Origin of the sequence: Rhizobium pantanalense, from assembly GCF_030182525.1 — a bacterium.
In the GTDB taxonomy this organism is placed as follows: domain Bacteria; phylum Pseudomonadota; class Alphaproteobacteria; order Rhizobiales; family Rhizobiaceae; genus Rhizobium.
Map to the genome: position 1 here is coordinate 295,414 of NZ_JAQJCH010000006.1, position 23,490 is coordinate 318,903.

Below are 23,490 nucleotides of genomic sequence, written 5' to 3' on the forward strand. Positions count from 1 at the left end.
GTAGGACGGAAATGGATCAGCCGATGCGCTGGGCGGCGCGGGCTTGTTCGTAAGCCGCGCGGGCCCTGTTGACCTCGGCGCGCGGACTGACCTCGGGAACGGCGACATCCCACCAATGGCCGCCTTCATTCGTCGTGATCAGCGGATCAGTGTCGATGACGATGACCGAGCTGCGGTCGTTCTTCTTCGAGGCTTCGATGGCCCGTTCGAGCTCGGTGATAGACGAGACCTTTACGGCTATCGCGCCCATGCTGGCTGCATGCGCTCGGAAATCGATTTCCGGCATGACCTCGTAGCGGGCATCCTTCAAGAGATTGTTGAAGTTCGCGCCGCCGGTCGCCATCTGCAGGCGATTGATGCAGCCATAGCCGCGGTTGTCGAGGAGAACGACCGTGATCTTCAGGCCGAGCATGACTGATGTCGCCAGTTCGGAATTCAGCATCATATAGGAGCCGTCGCCGACCATGACGACGACATCCTTCTCCGGCCGCGCCATCTTGACGCCAAGGCCGCCGGCGATCTCGTAACCCATGCAGGAGAAGCCATATTCCATGTGGTAGCTGCCAGGTGCGGTCGCCGGCCAGAGCTTGTGCAATTCGCCGGGCAGGCCGCCAGCTGCGCAGACCAGAATGCTGTCCTTGCCGCCGAGCGTGCGCGTTACCGCGCCGATGACCTGGGCGTCGGAGGGCAGCGCAGCGTTCGTGGTCGCCATTGCCTTGGCGGCGGCTTCCATCCAGACCTTCTTTTCCCGTGTCGCCTTTTCAGCAAGCGATGCCGGCGCGCGCCAGCCGGTCAGGCCGGCGGAAAGCGCCTTCAGCCCTTCGCGCGCATCTGTCACCAGTGGGTGACTGTTGTGTTTCAGCGCGTCATAGGCCGCAATATTGAGGCCGATCATGGCCAGCTTCTCGTTCTTGAACAGCGCCCAGGAGCCGGTGGTGAAATCCTGGCAGCGTGTGCCGACGGCGATCACCAGATCGGTATCCTCGGCGATGGCATTGGCGGCCGAAGTGCCTGTCACGCCGACCGAGCCGAGTGCTAGGGGATGCGTCTCGTCGATGGCCGATTTGCCGGCCTGCGTGACAACGACGGGAATATCATGGGCTTCGGCGAAAGCGGCGAGTTCCTTCGTCGCCTGCGAATAGAGCACGCCGCCGCCGGCGAGAATGACGGGCTTTTCCGAACGACGGATCAGCGAGATGGCGCTGGCGAGTTCGTCGGCATCCGGCTGCGGTCGGCGCTGGGTCCAGACATGCTCTTCGAAAAAGCTTTCGGGATAATCATAGGCTTCGGCCTGTACGTCCTGGCACAGCGAGAGGGTCACCGGGCCGCAATCGAGGGGATCGGTCAGCACCTGCATGGCACGCTTCAGCGCTGTCATGATCTGTTCCGGCCGCGTGATGCGGTCGAAATAGCGGGAGACCGGGCGGAAGGCGTCATTGGCGGAAACAGTGCCGTCGCCGAAATCCTCGATCTGCTGCAGCACCGGATCGGGCGCGCGGTTGGCAAAGACGTCGCCTGGCAGGAAGAGAACCGGAATACGGTTGACATGCGCAACGCCGGCGGCAGTCACCATATTCAGCGCGCCGGGGCCGATAGAGGTCGTGCAGGCCATGAAGCGCTGACGGAAGCTCGCCTTGGCATAGGCGATGGCGGCATGGGCCATGCCCTGCTCATTGTGGGCGCGGAAGGTCGGCAGCTCCTCGCGCACCTGATAGAGCGCCTCGCCGATGCCCGCGACATTGCCGTGACCGAAGATCGCCCAGACGCCGCCGAAAATCGGCTGCTTCTGCCCGTCGATGATGGTCATCTGTTTCTTGAGGAAATGCGCGACGGCCTGCGCCATCGTCAATCGGATCGTCTTGCCCATCGGGCGCCTCCCAAATGCTAAAGCAATTCCAGGAAAAATGCATAGCGATTTTCCATCCGGAATTGCCGGAACCAAAGTGATAGAGCGGTGCAAGGTTTTGTGAAAAACTGAACCGCTCTGGAATTTCACCGGCCGCGCGTTTTGAGCCACGCCGCCGTCAGTTGCTGGAAGCGGCCGGCCATGTCGGCAACCGCTTCCTCGTCGTTCATGCCGCCCGAGAGCCAAGCGCGGGCCGCATCGGAGAAGATGGTCCGCCCAACGGCGAAGCCCTTAACTGAGGGCGCCGCCAGCGTCGCCTCGAAGCTGCGGATCAATTCCTCCGCCGGCGCCTCCAGGCCGAGCAGTACGATACCGCGGCACCATGGATCATTTTTGGCGATCACGGCATCGATTTTTTTCCATGCAGCCGCCGATTCCTGCGGCTCCAGCTTCCACCAGTCCGGCTTGATTCCGAGCGCATAGAGCTCTTCCATCGCAGTCGGGATCGTGTCGTCGGTCAGCGGTCCGTTCTTGCTGGCGATGATTTCCACCAGCAGTTCGCGGCCAACCTTGCGCGCAGCCTCGAACAGTGTCCGCAGCTTCTCCTGCTGCTCTGCCTTCAAATCTTGCGGATCGTCTGGGTGATAGAAGCACAGGCATTTGATGCAATGGTTGAGCGGCCATTCGACGAGCTGGGAGCCGATGTCCTGGCTGAACTCGAATTTCAGCGGCTTCGATCCCGGCAATTCTACAGGGCGGCCGATCCAGGAGAAGTTCTTGGTGGCGGCATCGAAGAAGGCGTCCCGCCCGAAGCGTTCATCGATCAGCATGCCGTAGCCGGGGCGGCCATCGGCCACCCGCGCCGCCGCCTCGACGGCAAGCCGTTTGAAAGCGACGATCTTGTCATGGCCGATGCCCAGTTCATCGCAGACACTGACGAGTTGCGAACGATGGTCGATCGCAAGCGCCATCAGCAGTGGGATTTCGTCGCTGCGGCGCGTCGTCGCCCAATGGATGTGGTTGATCGCCTCGTCCTTGCGCAGTGCCCTATGCTTGCTGCCCGTCTTCAGGAAGAAATCGAGCTCCGTCCAGGTCGGATATTCCGGCGAGCAGAGCAGGCGGGAAACGGCGAAGGCGCCGCAGGCATTCGCCCAGGTGGCACAGGTCTTCAAGGGTTCGCCGCGCAGATAGCCACGCAGGAAGCCGGACATGAAGGCATCGCCAGCGCCGAGAACGTTGAAGACTTCGATCGGGAAGCCCTGGCCGACGATGCCGGCTTCCAGATCGTCGGAAATCGGGCCTTCATAGACGATGCAGCCCATGGCGCCGCGCTTCAGCACGATGACGGCGGACGAAAGACGGCGGATTTCCTTGAGCGCGCCGAGTACGTCGTCGGCACCGGAGGCGATCATGATCTCTTCTTCCGTGCCGACGATCAGGTCGCAATCCGGCAGCGTCTCCTTCATTTTGGAGGACACGCGTTCCGACTTCACATAGCGCTCGAAACCTTCGGCGTGGCCGGCGAGGCCCCAGAGGTTCGGCCGGTAATCGATATCGAAGATCACCTTGCGGCCGTTCGCCTTGGCGATGCGGATCGCCTTGCGCTGTGCCGCCTCGGTATTGGGCTTGGAGAAATGCGTGCCGGAGACCAGAACGGCGCCCGAGGACTTGATAAAGCCTTCGTCGATATCGTCTTCGTTCAGCGCCATGTCGGCGCAATCGGACCGATAGAAGATCATCGGCGAGACGCCTTCGGCCTCGACCGCCAGCAGCACCAGCGCCGTCAGGCGCTCCTTGTCCGTCGCGATCCCGTCGATAGCCACATCTTCGCGGGCTGTCTGCTCGCGGATGAAGCGGCCCATCTGCTCGTCGCCGACGCGAGTGATAAGGCCGGATTTCAGGCCGAGCCGCGCGGTGCCGATGGCGATATTGGCCGGGCAGCCGCCGACCGACTTGGCGAAAGAGGCGATATCTTCGAGCTTCGAGCCGATCTGCTGACCATAAAGGTCGACGGAGGAGCGGCCGATGGTGATCACATCGAGTTTTGCTTCCGGCTCCGCGCCAGGATTGTCGTGTGCCATGATGTCCTCCCGTCGAGGCATGACCTCTTTTGCTCTTCAGCCTGCGCCGAGATCATGCGTTATTGAAAGTGCCGGTGTTCGTTTCGTCCCGGTTGCTATGGATCTGGCGGCCATCTCCCGCAGCCGTGATCTGGTTGTAGTGAAACATTGGTTCCGAGATTTTGTCAATTCGGAATGTTTATTCCATTTTCGTTTTATCGGCTTTTGTCGCAGCTTTTCGCCGGCGCTCGGCAATGGCAACCGGAAAGGCCATGATCAGCGCCATCGATGCCGACAGCGAGCGGAAACCGGCAAAATCGGCTTCCGCCACTTCAAACCAGTAGCCCGCGCAAGCGGTAAGCGGCGAAAAAGCCGAATCGGTAATGGCAATGACCGGGACGTTGCGCGAGGCGAGATCCTGCGCCTGCGCCAGGCTATCGGCGGCATAGGGCGAAAAGCTTGCGGCGATGGCGGCGTCCTTCTCCGTGGCGAAGCGGGTGATCTCGCCGTCGATGCCGTTCGGCGAGGCGACGATCTGGTGACGTATGTTCAGCTTGGAAAAGGCATAGGTCATATGTGCCGTCAGCGGATAGGAGCGGCGCTTGGCGATCAGATAGATCGTCTCGGCCGCTGCAAGCACGTCGACGGCTTTGGCGAAGGTGTCGGTCTCGATGGTTGCGGCGAGCTTGTTGACGGATTGGCTCGCCGCAGAGAGGAAGCCGGAGAGGATGCTGGCCTCCTCGTTCTCTACCCCGGAGCGTTCGAGCGTCACCAGCCGCTCCTCATAACTCAGCGTCCGGTCGCGCAGCCGTTCGCGAAAGATACTCTGAAGATCGGAAAAGCCCTCATAGCCGAGGTGATGGGCAAGGCGCACCAGCGTGGAGGGTTGAACTTCGGCGGCTGCGGCAATGCTGGCTGTCGTGCCGAAGGCGATCTCATCGGGATTGCCGAGCGCAAAGGCGGCAACCTGGGCCAATCGCTTCGGCATGGCATTCTTGCGCTCTATGATGGTGCTGCGCAGGCTTTCGAAGTCGCGTGGTACCTTGGTCTGCGTCTCGATATTGTTGTCCATGCACCGTCCTTCAGCTCCCCCAATGCCCGTAATGAAACAAACGTTCCATATTTCTAACGATACCGGATTTTGAATTGTTCGGCACGAATAATTTTAAGTTTATGATTCTACATAAATAAATATGAATTCTTGCCGGCGGAAAAGATGCCGATGCCATGAGTGCGCTTGTCAAAACGGTCTAAATATTCCAAAAATCGCGCGACTTCGGGAGCGGATTTGAGGAGGAAGGGCAAATGAAGCCGTTGGGCGTTGGATTGATCGGCACCGGTTATATGGGCAAATGCCATGCGCTGGCATGGAATGCGGTCAAAACAGTATTCGGTGATGTCGCGCGGCCCCGCCTGGTGCATCTCGCCGAAGCCAATGCCGATCTGGCAAAGGCACGCGGGGACGAGTTCGGCTTCGAAAAGGCAACGGCCGACTGGCGGGAGCTGATCGCAGACCCGGATGTCGACGTCGTCTCGGTCACTACCCCCAACCAGTTCCACTCGGAAATGGCGATCGCAGCCCTTGAAGCTGGCAAGCACGTCTGGTGCGAGAAGCCGATGGCGCCCGCTTATGGCGATGCCGAACGCATGCTGGCTGCAGCCAAGGTTTCGGGCAAAGTCGCTATCCTCGGCTACAATTATATCCAGAACCCGGTGATGCGGCACATCAAGGCGCTGATTGCAGAAGGCGCGATCGGTACGGTCAATCACGTCCGCGTCGAGATGGACGAGGACTTCATGGCCGATCCGAACGGTCTATTCTATTGGAAGAGCGAGCTTGCCTCCGGCTATGGCGCTCTCGATGATTTCGCCGTGCATCCGCTTTCGCTGCTCTGGTTCCTCTTCGGCCATGTCGAGGCCGTGATCACCGACATGGTGAAGCCCTATGCCGAACGGCCGTTGAAGGATGGCGGCAGCCGTGCTGTCGAAAACCATGATCTTGCCAATGTGCTGATGCGCCTTGGCGGCGGCATTTCCGCTGTTCTCATGGCCAACCGCTCGGCTTGGGGCCGCAAGGGCCGGATTGCCCTACAAATCTTCGGTTCCAAGGGTTCGATCTCCTATGACCAGGAGCGTATGAATGAATTCGAGCTCTATCAGGCCGAGGGCAGGGACAGCGAACAAGGCTTCCGCAAGGTGCTGGCCGCGCCCGCGCACAAGCCCTATGACCGCTTCATCCCGGCGCCCGGCCACGGCCTTGGCTTCAACGATCTGAAGATCATCGAATGTCGAGAGCTGATCCGCGCCATAGCGGGCGAAGCTGCGTCGGTCGTGGCTTTCGCAGACGGCCTGCGCATCGAAAAAGCGGTGCACGCCATGGCCCAATCCTTCCACGAACGCCGCTGGGTCGAAATATCAAGCTGAGCGTTCGGCCTAATTTTCTCCCGATCCGGTGCGCAGGGTCAGCCGTGATTGACGCTTGCGGATGCAGGCGTTACCCCTGAAGTCCATAGGCAACCTTCCGCGTGCACGGAAGGCGGCCATAATAACAATGGAGTACGGATCGTGACGGGCAGATTGGTCATTATCGGGGCCGGGCAGGCGGGTTTCGCGCTCGCTGCCAAATTGCGCGGGTTGGGTGATTCGCGGCCGATCACCATCGTCGGTGCCGAAGAGAACCTTCCCTATCAGCGACCGCCACTGACCAAGAAGTATCTGCTGGGCGAGATGACTTTCGATCGTCTGCTATTCCGGCCTGAACATTGGTATGCCGATAATAATGTCGATATCCGTGTGTCGACGTGGGTGGAGCAGATCGATCGGGCCGCAAAGCAGATCGTCATGCAGGACGGCTCCAGATTGGATTACGAGACGCTGGCGCTTGCGACGGGCTCGACGCCCCGCCGCCTGCCGCCCTCCGTCGGCGGCGCGCTCGAAGGCGTCTATCTCGCCCGCGACAAGCGCGATGCCGATCTTCTTGCCGGCGAGATGCGTCCCGGACGCCGGGTGCTCATCATCGGCGGCGGCTATATCGGGCTCGAGGCTGCTGCTGTCGCGCGTCATCGCGGCCTCGAGGTCACGCTCATCGAGATGGGCGACCGGATATTGCAGCGGGTGGCGGCCAAGGAAACGGCCGATATTTTCAGGGCCATCCATCAGAAGCACGATGTGATCATTCGCGAAAAGACCGGGCTGAAGCAGCTCATCGGCCGCAACGGTCATGTCGCCGCCGCCGAATTGTCCGACGGGTCTACTATCGATGTCGATTTCGTCGTCGTCGGCATCGGCGTTGCGCCCAACGACAGGCTGGCCAAGGAGGCCGGCCTCGAGGTCGGCAACGGCATTGTCGTCGATTCGTTTGCCCGCACCTCCGATCCCGCAATCTTCGCCATAGGCGATTGCGTGGAATTGCCCTGGGAGGGCGGTCGCATCCGTCTCGAATCCGTGCAGAACGCCGTCGATCAGGCGGAAGCCGCTGCTGGAATCATAGCCGGCAACGAAAAGGCCTATGATCCGAAGCCGTGGTTCTGGTCGGATCAATATGACGTCAAGCTGCAGATCGCCGGCTTCAATCTGGGCTATGACGAGACGCTGCTGCGTCCAGGCGCCCGCGAAGGCGCGGCTTCCGTCTGGTATTTCAAGCAGGGCCGCTTCATCGCGGTCGACGCCATAAACGATGCAAAGGCCTATGTTACCGGAAAGAAGCTGCTGGAGACCGGCGCGAGTCCGTCCAGAGAGGTTCTTGCCGACCCGGCCGCGGATTTGAAGCAGCTGCTGGCTTGATGTAAATTCAGATCGGCCGGAGCATGCTTCGGCCGACAATCGCCTGTTGCTGAATCACAGAAAGAACGTACACAAGCGCGAAAAAGCGCTTGCGTCCATAAATGAATGGCCCTATCAGGGCCGCACCGGAGAGGTGGCCGAGTGGTCGAAGGCGCTCCCCTGCTAAGGGAGTATACCAGAAATGGTATCGTGGGTTCGAATCCCATCTTCTCCGCCATTTTGACTCAATTGTCATCATCAGCAGACGGCCCGCGATGCCGGTTCCGCCAAATCCAGCAAAACCAGATATTATAGAGAATTGCGGCCTGCAAAGCCTTCGTAGCGCTTCAGATATGCTATGAGCGCGCGCAGCTTGGGAGCCATGTTCCGTCGGTTGGGATAGTAGAGGTAGAAGCCCGGAAAATAGGGGCAATATTCCTCAAGGATCGGCATCAGCTCGTTTCTGCCGATGAAGGTGCGGAAGCTTTCTTCCATCCCGAAGGTGATTCCCGCTCCGGCGATAGCCAGCTTGATCATCACGCCCATATCATTCGTCGTCACCTCCGGTGCGACCTCCACCCGGAATTCCTTGCCTTCCTCGGCAAACTCCCAGCGGTAGGGGACAGCCTTTGGTGAGGATCGCCAGCCTATGCATCGATGCATCGAGAGTTCTTTCGGATGCCGGGGGATGCCGAATCGGTCGCGATAGGCCGGGGAACAGACGGCCAATTGCCGCTCGTTGCCGGCGACCGGTACGGCAATCATGTCCTGCTCGATGACTTCGCCAAGCCGGACGCCTGCGTCGTAGCCTTCCGATACGATGTCGAATTCCTCGTCGGTCACGGTAATGTCGAGCTGGATCTCGGGATTGGCGTCCACAAAGCCTGCGAGAAAGTCGCCGGCGAGAAAACGCTCCGCGATCGACGAGACGGCAAGCCGTAATTGACCGCGAGGTCGGGTGCGCAAAGTCTCCGTCTTTTCCATAGCGGTGCGTATGTCCGAGACTGCCGGCTCCACGTCCGCATAAAGCCGTTCGCCAGCCTCGGTCAGGCTGACGCTGCGGGTTGTGCGCTGCAGCAGCGCGATGCCCAGGCTCTCCTCCAATCGCCGGATCGTCTGGCTGACTGCCGAGCGGGTGACGCCGAGCCTATCGGCAGCAGCGCGAAAATTGCGCTCCTGAGCGACGAGGATGAAGACGGAGAGAGCGTTAAGATCGGGCCACATTGGTAACTACTGCTTTCCAAGCTGTCACTGAATGGATGGCTTATCACGACAATGAAGCTTTGTATCCTCCTCACGTTCGGTTCTGGAAGAGAGCCGTTCACACAAGAAGGAGTGATCGCATGCCTATCGATAAAATCATTCTCATCACGGGCGCCTCCAGCGGCATTGGTGCTGGCATCGCCCGCGAACTCGCTTCTGCCGGCGCAAGGGTCATGCTCGGCGCCAGGCGCATCGACAGATTGGAAGCATTGGCGGCCGAGATTCGCGAAAAGGGCGGCACGGTCATGACCCGCCGGCTCGATGTCACCGACAGGGCTGACGTAGCTGCCTTTGCACAGGCCGCACGCCTGGCCTGGGGAGGCGTCGATGTAATCGTTAACAACGCCGGCATCATGCCGCTTTCCTTGATGGCTTCGATGAAGGTCGAGGAATGGGACAGAATGGTCGACGTCAACATCAAGGGGGTGCTTCACGGCATTGCGGCGGTGCTGCCGGAAATGGCGGCACGCGGCGCCGGCCACATCATCAATATCGCTTCGATCGGCGCGCTGGCGGTTTCTCCGACCGCCGCCGTCTATTGCGCGACCAAGTATGCCGTTCGGGCAATCTCCGACGGGCTGCGCCAGGAATGCCGCGATATCCGGGTCACCTGCATCCATCCGGGCGTCGTCGAGAGCGAGCTGGCCGACATGATCACGGACCCGGCGGCGGCCGAAGCGATGAAGTCCTATCGGGCCGTTGCGCTGACCCCCGACGCCATCGGTCGGGCGGTACGCTTCGCCGTCGAGCAGCCCGATGATGTCGATGTCAATGAGATCGTCGTTCGCCCGACGCGGGCGGCACATTGATTCGTGGTCTCTTTGCTCTCGCCCTGGCCGGCGTCGTATTCGCGCCGCCCGCACTTTCCGAGGATCGAATCGAAATGAAGACACCGATACATGCTTACGTCGGCATGTGGACGACGGCCGACAATCATATCCGTCATGAACTCCTGCCAAACGGCCGATATATCGAAGCGCGGGGAAGCCGTGAGCGTGCCTATCAGGGGCGCTACGTGGTGACGCGCGATCATATCGACTATTGGGACGATACCGGTTTCACCGCCGATGGCGATTTCATCGATGGCGTGCTCCATCACGCCGGAATGATTCTCTATCGAAGGAAATGACGGTGTAGGGCGATATCTGGTCATTGGCGGCTTGGCCTTGCTCGATGCCTACACGTCGCAGTCGAATCGGCCATTTCAAGGAATCACCCACGTCCTTGCGTCGTTTTGGGACGAGGGCCGGGCCCGCCAGTGGCTGTCGATCCTGGGTGGGTCGGCGAGGCAAGCGTCATACAGAGCTTACCAAACCCAGCAAAATCCGCCGGTTAGCCATGGAAAGGCCATTCGAATGCCTTTTTCCAATCAGCGGGGACCATTTTCACCGCGCGCGTAAGTGCCGGTAGATTAAGGAGTTTCTTAATGAAGTCTAAATAATTGCGGCCGCCGTGTTGCTGACTTGTGTCCTTTCGGCAACAGGCCTTGCGGAAGGCTTACGCAAATCCCCTGTTCCGCGAAAATGTCGATTGCGTGACAGTGCACGTCTTGTATTTTCACTCTCGGAAGCGAGGGCGATTGATCGTCCACTTCTTGAAACACGAGGATGGGACAGGGAATACCTTCGGGTAGTTCTCATTCTCGAGATAAAACTTTGACTGGAGGTCAATATGAACATCAAGAGCCTTCTTCTCGGCTCCGCTGCTGCACTCGTAGCAGTATCCGGTGCTCATGCGGCTGACGCTATCGTCGCTGCTGAGCCGGAGCCGCTCGAATACGTCCGTATCTGCGATGCATTCGGTGCTGGTTACTTCTTCATTCCGGGCACGGAAACCTGCCTCAAGATTGGCGGTAAGGTTCGTACCGAAGGTCAGTGGTACGACGCCTACAATCCGAACTCTCGTCTGGGCACGCTCTGGCATACCCGCGCTGAGTTGAACGTCAACACCGCGACCGACACCGAATACGGTCCGCTGAAGACCGAAACCATCATCCGTTGGGACTGGAACGACGGCAACACCACCAAGACCAACCTGCTGTGGGCTTACATCAGCCTCGGCGGCTTCACGGTTGGTAAGACGGACTCGCAGTTCAACGTCTTCACCGGCTACGCCGGCGACGTCATCAACGACGACGTGGTCTACGACGGCCCGTACGAACTGAACCAGATCACCTACAACTACGACGCCGGCAACGGCTTCACGGCTGTGATCTCGCTCGAAGACAGCAACTCTGGCGTTGGTGCTACTGGTTCCAACGGCGAAGACAGCTCCGACCACTACGCTCCTGACGTTGTCGCAGGTGTTGGCTACAAGGCCGGCGCATGGGGCTTCAAGGTCGTCGGCGGTTACGACTCGATCGTTGAAGAAGGCGCTGTCAAGGCTCGTGTTGACGCCGACTTCGGCGCATTCTCGGCCTTCTTGATGGGCGGCTGGAACACCGATGGCGACAAGCTCAACAAGTATGCTGGTTCGAACGGCGCTGGCGATGCTGCCGGTATCGGCTGGGGTGACTGGGCTGTCTGGGGCGGCGTTGGCGTTCCGATCAACGAAAAGCTGAAGTGGAACCTCCAGCTCGCCTATACCGACTCCAAGATCTTTGCCGCAACCACCAACGTCAAGTGGAACCAGCTTCTAATCTGATCTGACCTCGGTCATTTAAGATTGTTCACTACGATGAGGGAAAGCCCGGCAAATAGCTGGGCTTTCTTTATTTGAGAATATCGACAATTAGAATTCAGTCTTGAGAGCGCTCTATGCTCTTTTTCGGCGCGATCGACCCGTGCTTGCGCATTTATTTCAAGTAATCTGAAGTAGTTTTCGGCTGCTAACGTGTCGGTAGTATGACAGTTTTGCGACGTGATTTTTGTGCAACGCACTCGTTTGAAACTACCGTCACAATTGTTCATAGTTTATCTCTGATATTGCTCTGAAAAAAACGATCTGTAGGTTCCAAATCGGAAGCGAGACTTAGCGTCTTGGTTCTCCCAGATCAGGGGTCAACTTTAAAACCAGGTGGGGTAGGGCGCGTCGATTTTCTCGGCGTGATTTGTCATACCTAATCGATATTGGAACTGGAGTTACTATGAACATCAAGAGCCTTCTTCTCGGCTCCGCTGCTGCGCTGGCAGCAGTATCCGGTGCTCATGCTGCTGACGCGATCGTCGCTGCTGAGCCCGAGCCGCTCAAGATCGGCGGCCGCGTCCGTACCGAAGGCGGTTGGTACAACGCCTACAAGGCTGGCCAAGACGCAGGTGCCCGCGGTACCTATTGGCATACCCGCGCTGAACTCTCTCTCGACACTGCCACCGACACCGAATACGGCCCGCTGAAGACCAATACCGTTGTTCGTTGGGACTGGAATGACGGCAATGCGACCACGACCAAGCTGCTTTGGGCCAACATCAGCCTGGGCGGTTTCCTCGTCGGTAAGGCCGATTCCGTCTACTCGACCTTCCTCGGCTACGCCGGCGACGTCATCAACGACGACGTGATCGAATACGGCATCAACGGCACCGACGAACTCAACCAGTTGACCTACAAGTATGACGCCGGCAATGGCTTCACGGCTGTGATCTCGCTGGAAGATTCCAATTCCGGCACGGGTGCGACCGGTGCAAACGGCGAAGACAGCTCCGACCACTACGCTCCGGACGTCGTTGCCGGTGCTGGCTACAAGGCTGGCGCATGGCAGTTCCGCGTCGTTGGCGGCTATGACTCCATCGTCGAAGAAGGCGCCGTTAAGGCTCGCGTCGATGCGGACTTCGGCGTTCTCACCGCGTTCGTTATGGGCGGCTGGAACACCGATGGTGACAAGCTCAACAAGTATGCCGGCGCCGGCGGTGCAGGCCTCGGTTGGGGTGACTGGGCTGTCTGGGGCGGCGTTGGCGTTCCGATCAACGAAAAGCTGAAGTGGAACCTGCAGCTTTCCTACGACGACCTGAAGACTTTCGCCGCGACGACGAACGTCAAGTTCAACCCCGTCAAGGACCTGCTGATCGAGCCGGAAGTGACCTACGTCAACTACGACGCCGTCAACAAGGATACCTGGGCTGGTATCCTCCGCTTCCAGCGTGTGTTCTAATTCGGTTCGCCGAGCAAGTTTGACAAATCTTCTGATCAGACCTCCGATCAGAAGAGGAAAGGCCCGGTTTCCCAACCGGGCCTTTTGCCTTGGGCGGACGTCCAATCGTGCGCAGGTGCCTGTTGTCAGAACCCCGAGATGAAATGCCGGATCGCATCCGGAACATCGCCCAAATGTAAAATCGGGGCATGTCCTTGCCCTCTCGCGATCTTGATGGCCATTCCCGGATGGCGGCTTGCCATCTCGTCCGTTGTGGTCTGTGTCAGAAGCTTCGAATTCTCCCCGCGAATCACCATCAACGGAATATCTTGAAATGCTTGGAACTGCGGCCAGAGGTCTGGAATCGGCGCTTCAAGGTCGAGTGCCTGCATCTGCGCTGCAATGGCGGGATCGTAATCGGCAATCGGCTTGCCGTCGCGAGAGGCATAGATTGCTCGTGCCATGTCCTGCCAATCCTCCTCGTCAAGTGCGCCAAAGGCGCTGCCATGGTTCTCCCGAAGGATCTCGATCGCCTCGTCCCAATTGGCGGGTTTCTTGTCCCGGTTGAGATAATCGCGGATATCTGCCAATCCGATCTTCTCAAGGAATGGACCGATATCGTTGAGAATGACCGCCTTGAGGACATCCGGCCGGCAGGCCGCGAGCATATGAAGGACCAAACCGCCGCGCGAGGTGCCGATGAAGATGGCCTGATGAATTCCGAGCGCAGCGCAAACCGTGAGGACATCTTGCCCTTCCACGATGAGATTGTAGTGGGATTTGTCCTCATCCCATTCGGATGCCCCGCGCCCGCGGGCATCGAGCGTGATCACCCTGCGCGGGGCTACCGGATCCTGTGACAGAAGCAGCGCCAGTTGATGAAAGTCCCGCGAGTTGCGCGTCAGGCCGGGTAGACAGAAGACGGGTGTTCTGGCCTTCGTGGCCGTCTCGTCGCCGGCGTAGTCCCGCACATGGAGCTTCAGGCCATCTTCCGCTGCGATCGTTCTGGCAAGAAAACCGCTTTCGTCGTCGCTGCGCATGCGTCATCCCTCGTGCTTTGGCTATCACGAGGGATGTAACGTCATTTCCGTAGCCTTCACAACTGCGGTTGTTGGCTGAAGCATATCGCGCAAGGCCGGACGGCGGATTTGCGATGGTGATGGGGCTTAGCCGCGGCCGTCAACCAGATCGTGTACGATATCGGTCTTCTGTCCCAGCCGGGCCTTGTAGACCTGATAGTTTTCCATCACGCGCTGCACGTAGTTGCGGGTCTCGGGGAAGGGGATGCGCTCGATCCAGTCGATCACATCGTCGAGCGATTTGCCGCGCGGATCGCCATAGCGGCTGATCCATTCCGGCACCTTGTTCGGCCCAGCATTGTAAGCGATGAAGGTCAGGATGTAGGAGCCGCCGAAGGTGTCGATCTGCTCGCCGAGATAATGGGCGCCGAGCGTGGCATTATAGCCGGCATCCTGCGTCAGCTTGTCGGCGGAATAGGTCATGCCGTGCCGGCCGGCAACCGCCTTTGCCGTCTTCGGCAGCAGCTGCAGCAGGCCTCGGGCATTGGCAGAGGAAACGGCGGCAGGATTGAAGGCGCTCTCCTGCCGCGCAATGGCATAGGCTAGCGCTTTGCCGGAGCCGGAAATATTCGCATTGTCCGGAATGACGCCGATGGGGAAGGCGAGTGCAGCAACATCGATACCGCGCCCATAGGCGATCTTGCCGATCTGCAGCGAAAGCTGGTGATTGCCGGAACGTTCGGCGCGGGCAGCCAGCATGGCGACCTCGCCGGGACTATCCAGCTGTTTCGCGAGCGCGCGATAGAGCGCATCGGCACGCCATCCATGCCCTGCGGCCTCAAGCCGCGAAATCGCCTGTACCGCCTCGCGTCCCTGGAAGCGCTGACGATCCGTTGCCGAGGGCGAGGGATAGGTGACGTTGAGGGTGCGGCGGCCAAGCTTCTCGGCAGCAAGCTGGCCGTAGAAGGTGCTCGGATAGGAGGCGGCCTTCGCGTAGAAATCGGCAGCCTTGCCCGGTCCGCCCGCTTCGGCGGCGCGGCCGAGCCAATACCAGCCACGCGATTGCGAGATCGGGCCGTTCGAGACCTGCAGGATCCTGCGGAAATGGGCTGACGCGTTTGCGCCATCCTGCAGGCCGCGCAGAGCGTACCAACCGGCATGGAATTCAGCCTCGCCGACATCTTGCGGGCTTTCCGCAACGCTGGCGTCGACGACGCGGTAGGCGGCCTTGAACTCACCCTGATCCACCAGGCCTCGGCTGACGATGCGCTGCTCGGCCCACCATGCGCCGGGGCTGACAAGCACGCTGCGGTCTTTGGGCATTTGCGCCAGAAGATTGGCGGCATCGTCATATTTGTTCTGACGACGCAGGTTTTCGATCCGCATGAAGAGATAGGCGGGGTCCTTGCGCCATTGCGCGTCGATGGCTGCGATCAGCGCATCGGCCTTCGGCGAGCGATCATTGACCGCCGCCCACGCCTTGTAGAGGGATTGTGCCTTGCCGAGATCGCCGAAGCGTTTGGCCTGCGCGGTCCGGTCGCGGTAAAGCAGATAATCCATGCGCGCCTTGTGATCGGCAGGCGAAAGCAGGCTTGGGAATTCCGCAAGGATCTTGTCTTCGAGAGACTTGTCCAGCGGCTCATCGCGCCAGATCTTGCGGATCAGCTTACCCGCTTGTGCGGTTGCGCCGCGCGCCATAAGAGCACGCGAGAGGATGATCGTGCCCTCCGCGGTTTCTGGCTGCGAGCTGCCGAAAGCAGCAAGGACCTGATCCGTCGCCGGATTCTCCGTGTAGAGCGCCCGCTCGGAATTGGCGCGCAGACTGCCAAGTCCCGGCCAGCCGACAAGCTCGCGGGCGGCGGCGGCAATCTCGCCGGAGGGGATGCCCGGTTGCCCCGAAGTGGCGATCGCCCAGGTCAGGATATGGCGATCGAGCGTGCCTTCACCCATGCCGTTGCGGATGGCGAGCGCCTGCGTCGGGTTCTTGTTGGAAAGGGCGTCGAGGCCTGCTTTCAGGTCGCCGCTGACGGGCGCGATAGCGCCGCCGCTGCGCGGGATCGCGGCCGTGCTCATGGGGTCCGGCGCCATGGCGACATAGGCATTGGCGCTCGTCGGTATCTGCTGGCCGGGAAGTTGCGAGGCAACCGCGCCCCAGGCGACCGCCAAGCCCACGGCGGTCCAGATCATGACAGGTCTCTTCATCCGGCTACTCACAAAACAAACAGGCCCCTTCCATTTGCCAAATGCTATATTAACGAAACCTTACCGATGGCCCGAATTTCAATCAATTATGATATCGGAAACTGCCCTTTACCATTCAAAGCGTGCTTGTCGCCGTCAAGCCGGCGCTTTATGGTGCGCGGATTCATAACCATGGATTGCGGCTGAAGCATGAATGCCGCGCCGCTAGGAGACTTGCATGTTCCAGGGATCCATTCCCGCTCTCGTTACGCCCTTTACTGACGCCGGCAAGGTGGACGAGGCATCCTTCGCCTCGCATGTCGATTGGCAGATAAAAGAGGGCAGCAAGGGATTGGTGCCTGTTGGAACGACGGGTGAATCTCCCACCCTCTCGCATGACGAGCACAAGCGCGTCGTCGAGCTCTGCATCGAGATCGCCAACAAGCGCGTCCCGGTGATGGCAGGCGCTGGCTCGAACAACACGCGCGAGGCGATCGAATTGGCGCAGCACGCCGAAAAGGTCGGCGCCGATGCGGTGCTGGTTGTGACACCCTATTACAACAAGCCGACGCAGAAGGGCCTCTACGCGCATTTCGCTGCGATCGCGGAAGCGGTGAAGTTGCCGATCTATATCTACAACATTCCCGGCCGCTCGGTTGTCGATATGACGCCGGAGACGATGGGCGCGCTTGCCAAGGCCTACGCCAATATCGTCGGTGTAAAGGATGCGACCGGCAAGATCGAACGCGTCTCCGAACAGCGCATCAGCTGCGGCCGCGATTTCCGCCAGCTTTCCGGCGAGGATGCCACGGCGCTCGGCTTCAACGCCCATGGCGGTGTCGGCTGCATCTCGGTCACGGCCAACGTCGCGCCGCGTCTATGCGCCGAATTCCAGGCGGCCACACTTGCCGGTGACTATGCCAAGGCTCTCGAATATCAGGATCGATTGATGCCGCTACACAAGGCGATCTTCCTCGAACCCGGTCTCTGCGGCGCCAAGTACGGTCTTTCGCGTCTTGGCCGCATGAGCCGCAACGTCCGCTCGCCGCTCCTGTCGACCTTGGAGCCGGGCACCGAGGCAGCGATCGACGCGGCCATGCGCCATGCTGGCCTCCTGAACTAACGGCGTCACAGGCGCGTTGCCGAAACTCTGCCGGACCGCTCTCTTCACAAGGAGGGCGGTCTCGCTTATTTAGGGGACAGGCGCGCGTTCGGCCGCTGCCGGAATGACGCAAGAAAAGAAGAAGAATCATGGCACCCAAAGGCAGCCAGCGTGTGGTGAAGAAGATTGTGGCGGAGAACCGCAAGGCACGCTTCAACTACGAGATCATCGACACTTACGAAGCAGGGCTCGTGCTGAAGGGCACTGAGGTCAAGTCGCTGCGCGAAGGCAAGGCGAATATTGCGGAGTCCTACGCTTCGGACGAGGATGGCGAGATCTGGCTGATCAATTCCTATCTACCGGAATACCTGCAGGCGAACCGCTTCAATCACGAGCCGCGTCGCCGCCGCAAGCTGCTGCTTTCCAGCCGCGAAATCGGCCGGCTGCGCTCGGCCATCAATCGCGAAGGCATGACGCTCGTGCCGCTGAAGATCTACTTCAACGACAGCGGCCGCGCCAAGCTGGAACTGGCCCTTGCCAAGGGCAAGAAGCTGCATGACAAGCGTGAGTCCGAGAAGGAGCGCGATTGGAACAGGCAGAAGAGCCGCCTGCTCAAGGACAATGGATGAGGGTGAGGAGCGGTCGGGCAAAGCCCGAGCAATCGATCCAGTGAATCGATTGCAGCGACGAACGCCCTGAGCCCTAGCGAAGGGCCGGCTGTCGCGGCAAACACGAAACGCTTGCCGGCGTCCACAACCATCCCTGCGCAACCACGGCTGCGCGTCAATCGATTGCAGCGACGAACGCCCTGAGCCCTAGCGAAGGGCCGGCTGTCGCGGCAAACACGAAACGCTTGCCGGCGTCCACAGCTATCCTCGGCAGACAACGAACCTAGCTGACGCAGTCTCAATTACTCTTCGACATCCGAAGCGGCTGACGTCGGTTCGGCCGGACGTTGTGGACGCTCCGAAGCCTCGCGGCCAATTTCCGCCTTCAGCGATACGAGATCGATGAAATGATCGGCCTGGCGGCGCAGATCATCGGCGATCATCGGCGGCTGGGTCGCCATGGTCGAGATGACCGATACCTTGCGTCCGCGACGCTGGAGAGCCTCAACGAGGGTCGTGAAATCGCCGTCGCCGGAAAAGATCACCAGGTGATCGACGGTTTCGGACTGCTCCATGGCGTCGATCGCCAGCTCGATGTCCATATTGCCCTTGATCTTTCGGCGTCCCATGGAATCGGTGAATTCCTTGGCCGGCTTGGTAATAACCTTGTAGCCGTTGTAATCGAGCCAATCGATCAGCGGCCGGATGGAGGAATATTCCTGGTCTTCGATGAGGGCGGTGTAATAATAGGCGCGCAGCAGATAGCCCCGTTTCTGAAATGCTTTCAGGAGCTTCCGGTAGTCGATATCGAAGCCGAGGCTCTTGGATGCAGCGTAGAGATTGGCGCCGTCTATAAAGAGTGCAATTTTTTCGCGTGGGTCAAACATCTCTTACATATCCACTGTTATAAAAACGTAATCACGTCATTCAAACACAAGCTAAAACAATGCCTTGTAGGGCGTTGCAGAATAATTCGTATTACTTTATGAATTATTCATATAACCAAGATTTAGGGCACGCAATGCGATATTCCAAGCAACTCAAGGTGGAAATCGTTGTTTGTCTGGGGGAATTTTAGCACTTTCCGGAAGGGTGCAAAGGCGCTGAAACAGGAAAAACTTGAATTTGCCATCGTTTGCTTGTATCGGCGTGCTACTCCGAGACATGATGACGACATCACGACCGCAAAGGACAGGCAATGGCCCGTGTCACAGTAGAAGATTGCATTGATAAAGTAGAGAACCGGTTCGAGCTCGTGCTGCTCGCCAGCCATCGCGCCCGCCTGATTTCACAGGGCTCGTCGATCACCATCGATCGCGACAACGACAAGAACCCGGTCGTTGCTCTGCGCGAAATCGCCGACGAGACGCTGTCGCCGGACGATCTCAAGGAAGATCTCATCCATTCGCTGCAGAAGCATGTCGAAGTGGATGAGCCGGAGCCAGATCCCGCAAGCCTGCTCGCCGCCGGCGCTTCCGCCTCCAGCGACGAGGAAGAAGATTTGCCGGAGACCGTTACGTTCGATCAGATGTCGGAAGAAGAGCTTCTGGCCGGTATCGAAGGTCTGGTTCCGCCCGAAAAAAGCGACGATTACTGATCGTCGATCTTGATGCTCCGGGCAGGAGCGATATGATGGGGAAATGTGTGCGCCGGTCATATGACTGGCGCGCTTTTGTTTTTGCTGGAGTAGCTTTGGAATGATGCGGCAATACGAGCTTGTTGAGCGCGTGCAGAAATACAAGCCCGATGCCAACGAAGCTCTCCTCAACAAAGCCTATGTTTATGCGATGCAGAAGCATGGCCAGCAGAAACGTGCCAGCGGCGACCCCTATATTTCCCATCCTCTCGAAGTTGCTGCGATCCTGACGGATATGCGCCTGGATGAATCGACCATCGCGGTCGCTCTTCTCCACGACACGATCGAGGATACGACGGCGACGCGCGCCGAAATCGATGAGATGTTCGGCGAAGACATCGGTCGCCTAGTCGAGGGCCTGACGAAGATCAAGAAGCTGGATCTCGTCACCAAGAAGGCCAAGCAGGCCGAAAACCTGCGCAAGCTGCTGCTCGCCATTTCCGACGACGTGCGCGTGCTTCTGGTGAAGCTTGCCGACCGCCTGCACAATATGCGCACGCTCGATCACATGTCGCCGGAAAAGCGCGCCCGCATCTCCGAGGAGACGATGGAAATCTATGCGCCGCTTGCCGGCCGCATGGGTATGCAGGACATGCGTGAGGAGCTGGAGGAGCTTTCCTTCCGCCATATCAATCCCGAAGCGCATGATACCGTCACCAAGCGCCTTGAGGAATTGTCGCGCCGTAACGAGGGTCTGGTTAAGAAGATCGAGACCGAGCTGCGCGATCTGCTTGTCGCCAATGGCCTTGCCAACGCCATGGTCAAGGGCCGGCTGAAAAAGCCCTATTCGGTTTTCCGCAAGATGCAGTCCAAGTCACTCTCCTTCGAGCAGCTCTCCGATGTCTACGGCTTCCGCCTTCTGGTCGACGATATTCCCTCCTGCTACCGGGCGCTCGGCATCGTTCATACCCGCTGGCGTGTCGTTCCCGGCCGCTTCAAGGATTATATCTCGACGCCCAAGCAGAACGACTATCGCTCGCTGCATACGACGATCGTCGGCCCTTCCAGCCAGCGCATCGAGCTGCAGATCCGCACGAAGCGCATGCATGAGATCGCCGAATTCGGTATTGCCGCCCACACGCTCTATAAGGATGGCGCTAACGGCAACGGCGACAACGAGCTCCTGTCAAGGGAAAGCAACGCCTATTCCTGGCTGCGCCATACGATCGAGGCGTTGGCCGAGGGCGACAGTCCGGAAGAATTCCTCGAGCACACGAAGCTTGAACTGTTCCAGGACCAGGTCTTCTGCTTCACGCCCAAGGGCAAGCTGATCGCCCTGCCGCGCGGCGCAACGCCGATCGACTTTGCCTATGCCGTCCACACCAATATCGGTGACACCACGGTCGGCGCCAAGATCAACGGCCGCATCATGCCGCTCGTCACGCGGCTGAACAACGGCGATGAGGTCGAGATCATCCGCTCAGGCGTGCAGGTGCCGCCGGCCGCCTGGGAGGAGATCGTCGTTACTGGCAAGGCGCGCGCCGCTATTCGCCGCGCCACCCGCCTTGCCATCCGCAAGCAATATGCCGGCCTCGGCCATCGCATTCTGGAGCGCACCTTCGAGCGCGCCGGCAAGGTCTTCTCGCGCGATGCCCTAAAGCCGGCTCTGCATCGCCTCGGCCAGAAGGACGTTGAGGACGCGATCGCCGCCGTCGGGCGAGGGGAGATGTCGTCGCTTGATGTCTTGCGCGCCGTCTATCCCGATCATCAGGACGAACGCGTGACTGTGAAGCCCGCCGGCGACGAGGGCTGGTTCAACGTTCGCAGCGCCTCGGGCATGATCTTCAAGATCCCCGGCAAGAACAAGGCCGACGTTTCCGACGGCGCCGATCTCGATGCGCCGCCGATCCGCGGCATCTCCTCGAATGTCGAGGTGCATTTCGCGCCAACCGGCGCCGTCCCCGGCGACCGCATCGTCGGCATCATGGAAAAGGGCAAGGGCATCACCATATATCCGATCCAGTCGCCGGTCCTGCAGCGGTTCGATGACGAGCCGGAGCGCTGGATCGATGTGCGCTGGGATCTGGACGAGGCCAACAAGTCCCGCTTTGCCGCCCGCATCCTGATCAATGCCCTCAATGAGCCGGGCACCCTGGCGAAGGTGGCGCAGACCGTGGCGGATGTGGACGTCAATATTCGCGTGCTCAACACCGTTCGGGTTGCAGCCGATTTCACCGAAATGGCCCTCGATGTCGAAGTCTGGGATCTGCGCCAGCTCAACCAGCTTCTGGTGCAGCTCAAGGAACTGGACTGCATCGCCACCGTAAAGCGCCTCTACGAATGAGATCCGCCGGGATTGCTGTCGATCCGAGGCAGGCTGCATATTTTGTGATCATTTTATGACCAAATTCGAGCGTCTTTCTGGATAGATATGCATTGAGCGCATGGCTGTGTATATTTTAGAGCGGTGGTAATTAACCTTTGTCAGGCCTATCTTCTGATCATCGAAGAAACGAAACTGAGATGAGAGAAGACAATGTTTAGCCCGATCAAGAAAATCGCCCGTGCCCTGCGTGTTCCGAGTGTTGAAGAGCGCGAAATGGCTTACCTGAATGGTTCGCATGACCGTTTTGACCTTGAGTATCGTCAGCGCCAGGTCGACCGCGGTCTGTTCCGCACGCGTTAATCGCTGTTAATACTTGAAAGACCAGAAGGGGCGCGTCGTTGTTGCGCCCTTGGAGCATCCTGATCTTGCGGGATTGCTTCTTGCAAATGAAGAGAGCGTCCATTTTCTGCGCGCTGCGCAGTTGACGTTCCAAAAAAGAGCCGCACTTTCGGTTCTTAATCAGTGCATGATACGTTCGGCCGCTCTTGTCACGACCGCCCCCATTGCACTAGATAAGCCGCATGCTGTTTCGTCGCCGAAAACCACTGACATTCAAGGAAAAACTGCGGGAACATCTTTGGCCCCGCAAGGGTTTCGTTCGTTCATTCCAATATTTTGGTAAGCGCCTCGTTCGCCTCGCCGCCTCGCCGCATTCGGTTGCGGCCGGCTTTGCGGCGGGTATCGTCGTGTCCTGGACGCCGTTCATCGGTGTGCATTTCGTCATGGCGATCATCATCGCCTATCTCGTCGGCGGCAATGTCATTGCCTCCGCGCTCGGCTGTCTGGCTGCCGGCAATCCGATTACCTACCCCTTCATCTGGGCTTTGACCTGGGAAATCGGTCATCTGATCCTGGCGCGCGACAGCGGCGGCCAGGGCGGCAGCATTGATCTGCCGGCGCTGTGGCACAAGGGCGATCTCACGCAAATCTGGGACCCGGTTTTGAAGCCGATGCTGATCGGCGGCATTCCGCCCGCCATCGTGACGGGTGTGATCGTCTATGCGCTGACCTATTATGGTGTAAAGACCTTCAAGACGCGCCGCAAGGAGCGCCTGATGGAACGTGCCCGCGAGCGGCTCGCGCTCGCCGAAAACGCATCGAGCGTCTGACGTGCCTGACCTCGTCCGGGCCGCCAGGAGGGCCTTCCCATGATTATCGGCATAGGCAGCGACCTTATCGACATCCGCCGGGTCGAGAAGACGATCGAACGTTTCGGCGCCCGGTTCACCGAGCGCTGCTTTACCGATATCGAGCGCGCCAAGTCCGAGCGCCGCAAGAACAAGGCCGCCTCCTATGCCAAGCGTTTTGCTGCCAAGGAAGCCTGCTCCAAGGCTTTGGGCACGGGGTTGGCGCAGGGTGTTTTCTGGCGCGACATGGGGGTCGTCAATCTACCAAGCGGCAAGCCGACGATGCAATTGACCGGCGGTGCTGCCGAAAGAGTGGCGGCCATGCTGCCTCCAAATCATCGCGCCGCCATTCATTTGACGATAACGGATGATTTTCCTCTTGCTCAGGCCTTTGTGATCATCGAAGCGCTGCCGATGGATGCCTGAATCACGACTGCATGTCGCTTTTGGCAACCACGCCATTGCCGCGATGATGTGAAGCGAGTAGACAGTGCCTG

20 protein-coding genes and 1 tRNA gene are annotated in these 23,490 nt (G+C 59.4%); 14 read left to right on the forward strand and 7 right to left on the reverse strand.

What is annotated here, in order from left to right; all coding sequences use genetic code 11:
- Window positions 1-16: 16 nt before the first annotated feature.
- From iolD to PH558_RS17385, 3 genes are all read right to left on the reverse strand, one after another.
- Window positions 17-1,867, reverse strand: a complete 1,851-nt coding sequence (gene iolD, locus PH558_RS17375; protein ID WP_285205738.1) for a 3D-(3,5/4)-trihydroxycyclohexane-1,2-dione acylhydrolase (decyclizing) — start codon at window positions 1,865-1,867, stop codon at window positions 17-19.
- 125 nt (window positions 1,868-1,992) lie between these two features.
- Window positions 1,993-3,927, reverse strand: a complete 1,935-nt coding sequence (locus PH558_RS17380) for a bifunctional 5-dehydro-2-deoxygluconokinase/5-dehydro-2-deoxyphosphogluconate aldolase (RefSeq protein WP_285205739.1) — start codon at window positions 3,925-3,927, stop codon at window positions 1,993-1,995.
- Window positions 3,928-4,105: 178 nt separating this feature from the next.
- Window positions 4,106-4,978, reverse strand: coding sequence for a MurR/RpiR family transcriptional regulator (locus PH558_RS17385; RefSeq protein ID WP_285205740.1), 873 nt, complete (start codon window positions 4,976-4,978; stop codon window positions 4,106-4,108).
- Window positions 4,979-5,211: 233 nt separating this feature from the next.
- Between PH558_RS17385 and PH558_RS17390 the strand changes: the two genes are divergently transcribed.
- From PH558_RS17390 to PH558_RS17400, 3 genes are all read left to right on the forward strand, one after another.
- Entirely contained in the window at window positions 5,212-6,330 is a 1,119-nt protein-coding gene (locus tag PH558_RS17390; RefSeq protein ID WP_285205741.1) for a Gfo/Idh/MocA family protein, read from the forward strand.
- Between the two features lie 141 nt (window positions 6,331-6,471).
- Window positions 6,472-7,689 carry an NAD(P)/FAD-dependent oxidoreductase gene (locus tag PH558_RS17395; protein ID WP_285205742.1) on the forward strand — a complete coding sequence of 406 codons (1,218 nt, stop codon included), beginning with the start codon at window positions 6,472-6,474 and terminating at the stop codon, window positions 7,687-7,689.
- A 127-nt stretch (window positions 7,690-7,816) separates the two neighbouring features.
- Window positions 7,817-7,906 (forward strand) — tRNA-Ser (locus PH558_RS17400).
- 71 nt (window positions 7,907-7,977) lie between these two features.
- Here PH558_RS17400 and PH558_RS17405 read toward each other — a convergent pair.
- Window positions 7,978-8,892 (reverse strand): LysR family transcriptional regulator, encoded by a 915-nt coding sequence (locus tag PH558_RS17405; RefSeq protein WP_285205743.1) that lies wholly within the window; start codon window positions 8,890-8,892, stop codon window positions 7,978-7,980.
- Between the two features lie 119 nt (window positions 8,893-9,011).
- On the opposite strand from PH558_RS17405, the gene PH558_RS17410 reads away from it, so the two are divergent.
- The 4 genes from PH558_RS17410 (at window position 9,012) to PH558_RS17425 (ending at window position 13,015) form a co-directional block, all read left to right on the forward strand.
- Window positions 9,012-9,740 carry an SDR family oxidoreductase gene (locus PH558_RS17410; RefSeq protein ID WP_285205744.1) on the forward strand — a complete coding sequence of 243 codons (729 nt, stop codon included), beginning with the start codon at window positions 9,012-9,014 and terminating at the stop codon, window positions 9,738-9,740.
- A gap of 68 nt (window positions 9,741-9,808) precedes the next feature.
- Window positions 9,809-10,060: an Atu4866 domain-containing protein gene (locus PH558_RS17415; protein WP_285206027.1), complete on the forward strand. Its 252-nt coding sequence runs from the start codon at window positions 9,809-9,811 to the stop codon at window positions 10,058-10,060.
- A 542-nt stretch (window positions 10,061-10,602) separates the two neighbouring features.
- The gene (locus PH558_RS17420; RefSeq protein ID WP_285205745.1) at window positions 10,603-11,574 is read left to right on the forward strand and encodes a porin; all 972 of its coding nucleotides are present in this window, start codon (window positions 10,603-10,605) and stop codon (window positions 11,572-11,574) included.
- A gap of 442 nt (window positions 11,575-12,016) precedes the next feature.
- Entirely contained in the window at window positions 12,017-13,015 is a 999-nt protein-coding gene (locus PH558_RS17425; protein ID WP_285205746.1) for a porin, read from the forward strand.
- A 125-nt stretch (window positions 13,016-13,140) separates the two neighbouring features.
- Here PH558_RS17425 and PH558_RS17430 read toward each other — a convergent pair whose 3' ends face one another.
- Both PH558_RS17430 and PH558_RS17435 read right to left on the reverse strand, forming a co-directional pair.
- Complete coding sequence (locus tag PH558_RS17430) at window positions 13,141-14,034, reverse strand: alpha/beta fold hydrolase (RefSeq protein ID WP_285205747.1); 894 nt, start codon at window positions 14,032-14,034, stop codon at window positions 13,141-13,143.
- A 126-nt stretch (window positions 14,035-14,160) separates the two neighbouring features.
- Window positions 14,161-16,215, reverse strand: coding sequence for a lytic transglycosylase domain-containing protein (locus PH558_RS17435; protein ID WP_285205748.1), 2,055 nt, complete (start codon window positions 16,213-16,215; stop codon window positions 14,161-14,163).
- Between the two features lie 217 nt (window positions 16,216-16,432).
- Between PH558_RS17435 and dapA the strand changes: the two genes are divergently transcribed.
- Window positions 16,433-17,317: a 4-hydroxy-tetrahydrodipicolinate synthase gene (gene dapA / locus PH558_RS17440; protein ID WP_095434357.1), complete on the forward strand. Its 885-nt coding sequence runs from the start codon at window positions 16,433-16,435 to the stop codon at window positions 17,315-17,317.
- Window positions 17,318-17,445: 128 nt separating this feature from the next.
- Window positions 17,446-17,925: an SsrA-binding protein SmpB gene (gene smpB, locus PH558_RS17445; RefSeq protein ID WP_069616140.1), complete on the forward strand. Its 480-nt coding sequence runs from the start codon at window positions 17,446-17,448 to the stop codon at window positions 17,923-17,925.
- 281 nt (window positions 17,926-18,206) lie between these two features.
- On the opposite strand, the gene PH558_RS17450 is transcribed toward smpB, so the two are convergent.
- Entirely contained in the window at window positions 18,207-18,791 is a 585-nt protein-coding gene (locus PH558_RS17450; RefSeq protein ID WP_095434358.1) for a LabA-like NYN domain-containing protein, read from the reverse strand.
- Window positions 18,792-19,102: 311 nt separating this feature from the next.
- Between PH558_RS17450 and rpoZ the strand changes: the two genes are divergently transcribed.
- The 5 genes from rpoZ to acpS all read left to right on the forward strand — a co-directional run bounded on the left by rpoZ (window position 19,103) and on the right by acpS (window position 23,419).
- Complete coding sequence (gene rpoZ / locus PH558_RS17455; RefSeq protein WP_069616142.1) at window positions 19,103-19,501, forward strand: DNA-directed RNA polymerase subunit omega; 399 nt, start codon at window positions 19,103-19,105, stop codon at window positions 19,499-19,501.
- Between the two features lie 100 nt (window positions 19,502-19,601).
- On the forward strand, window positions 19,602-21,824 hold the full coding sequence (locus PH558_RS17460; protein ID WP_285205750.1) for a RelA/SpoT family protein: 2,223 nt from the start codon (window positions 19,602-19,604) through the stop codon (window positions 21,822-21,824).
- 192 nt (window positions 21,825-22,016) lie between these two features.
- Complete coding sequence (locus PH558_RS17465; RefSeq protein WP_015339295.1) at window positions 22,017-22,166, forward strand: DUF3563 family protein; 150 nt, start codon at window positions 22,017-22,019, stop codon at window positions 22,164-22,166.
- Between the two features lie 221 nt (window positions 22,167-22,387).
- Window positions 22,388-22,975 (forward strand): DUF2062 domain-containing protein, encoded by a 588-nt coding sequence (locus PH558_RS17470; protein WP_069616144.1) that lies wholly within the window; start codon window positions 22,388-22,390, stop codon window positions 22,973-22,975.
- Window positions 22,976-23,014: 39 nt separating this feature from the next.
- Window positions 23,015-23,419, forward strand: a complete 405-nt coding sequence (gene acpS / locus PH558_RS17475) for a holo-ACP synthase (RefSeq protein ID WP_015339297.1) — start codon at window positions 23,015-23,017, stop codon at window positions 23,417-23,419.
- Window positions 23,420-23,490 lie beyond the last annotated feature (71 nt).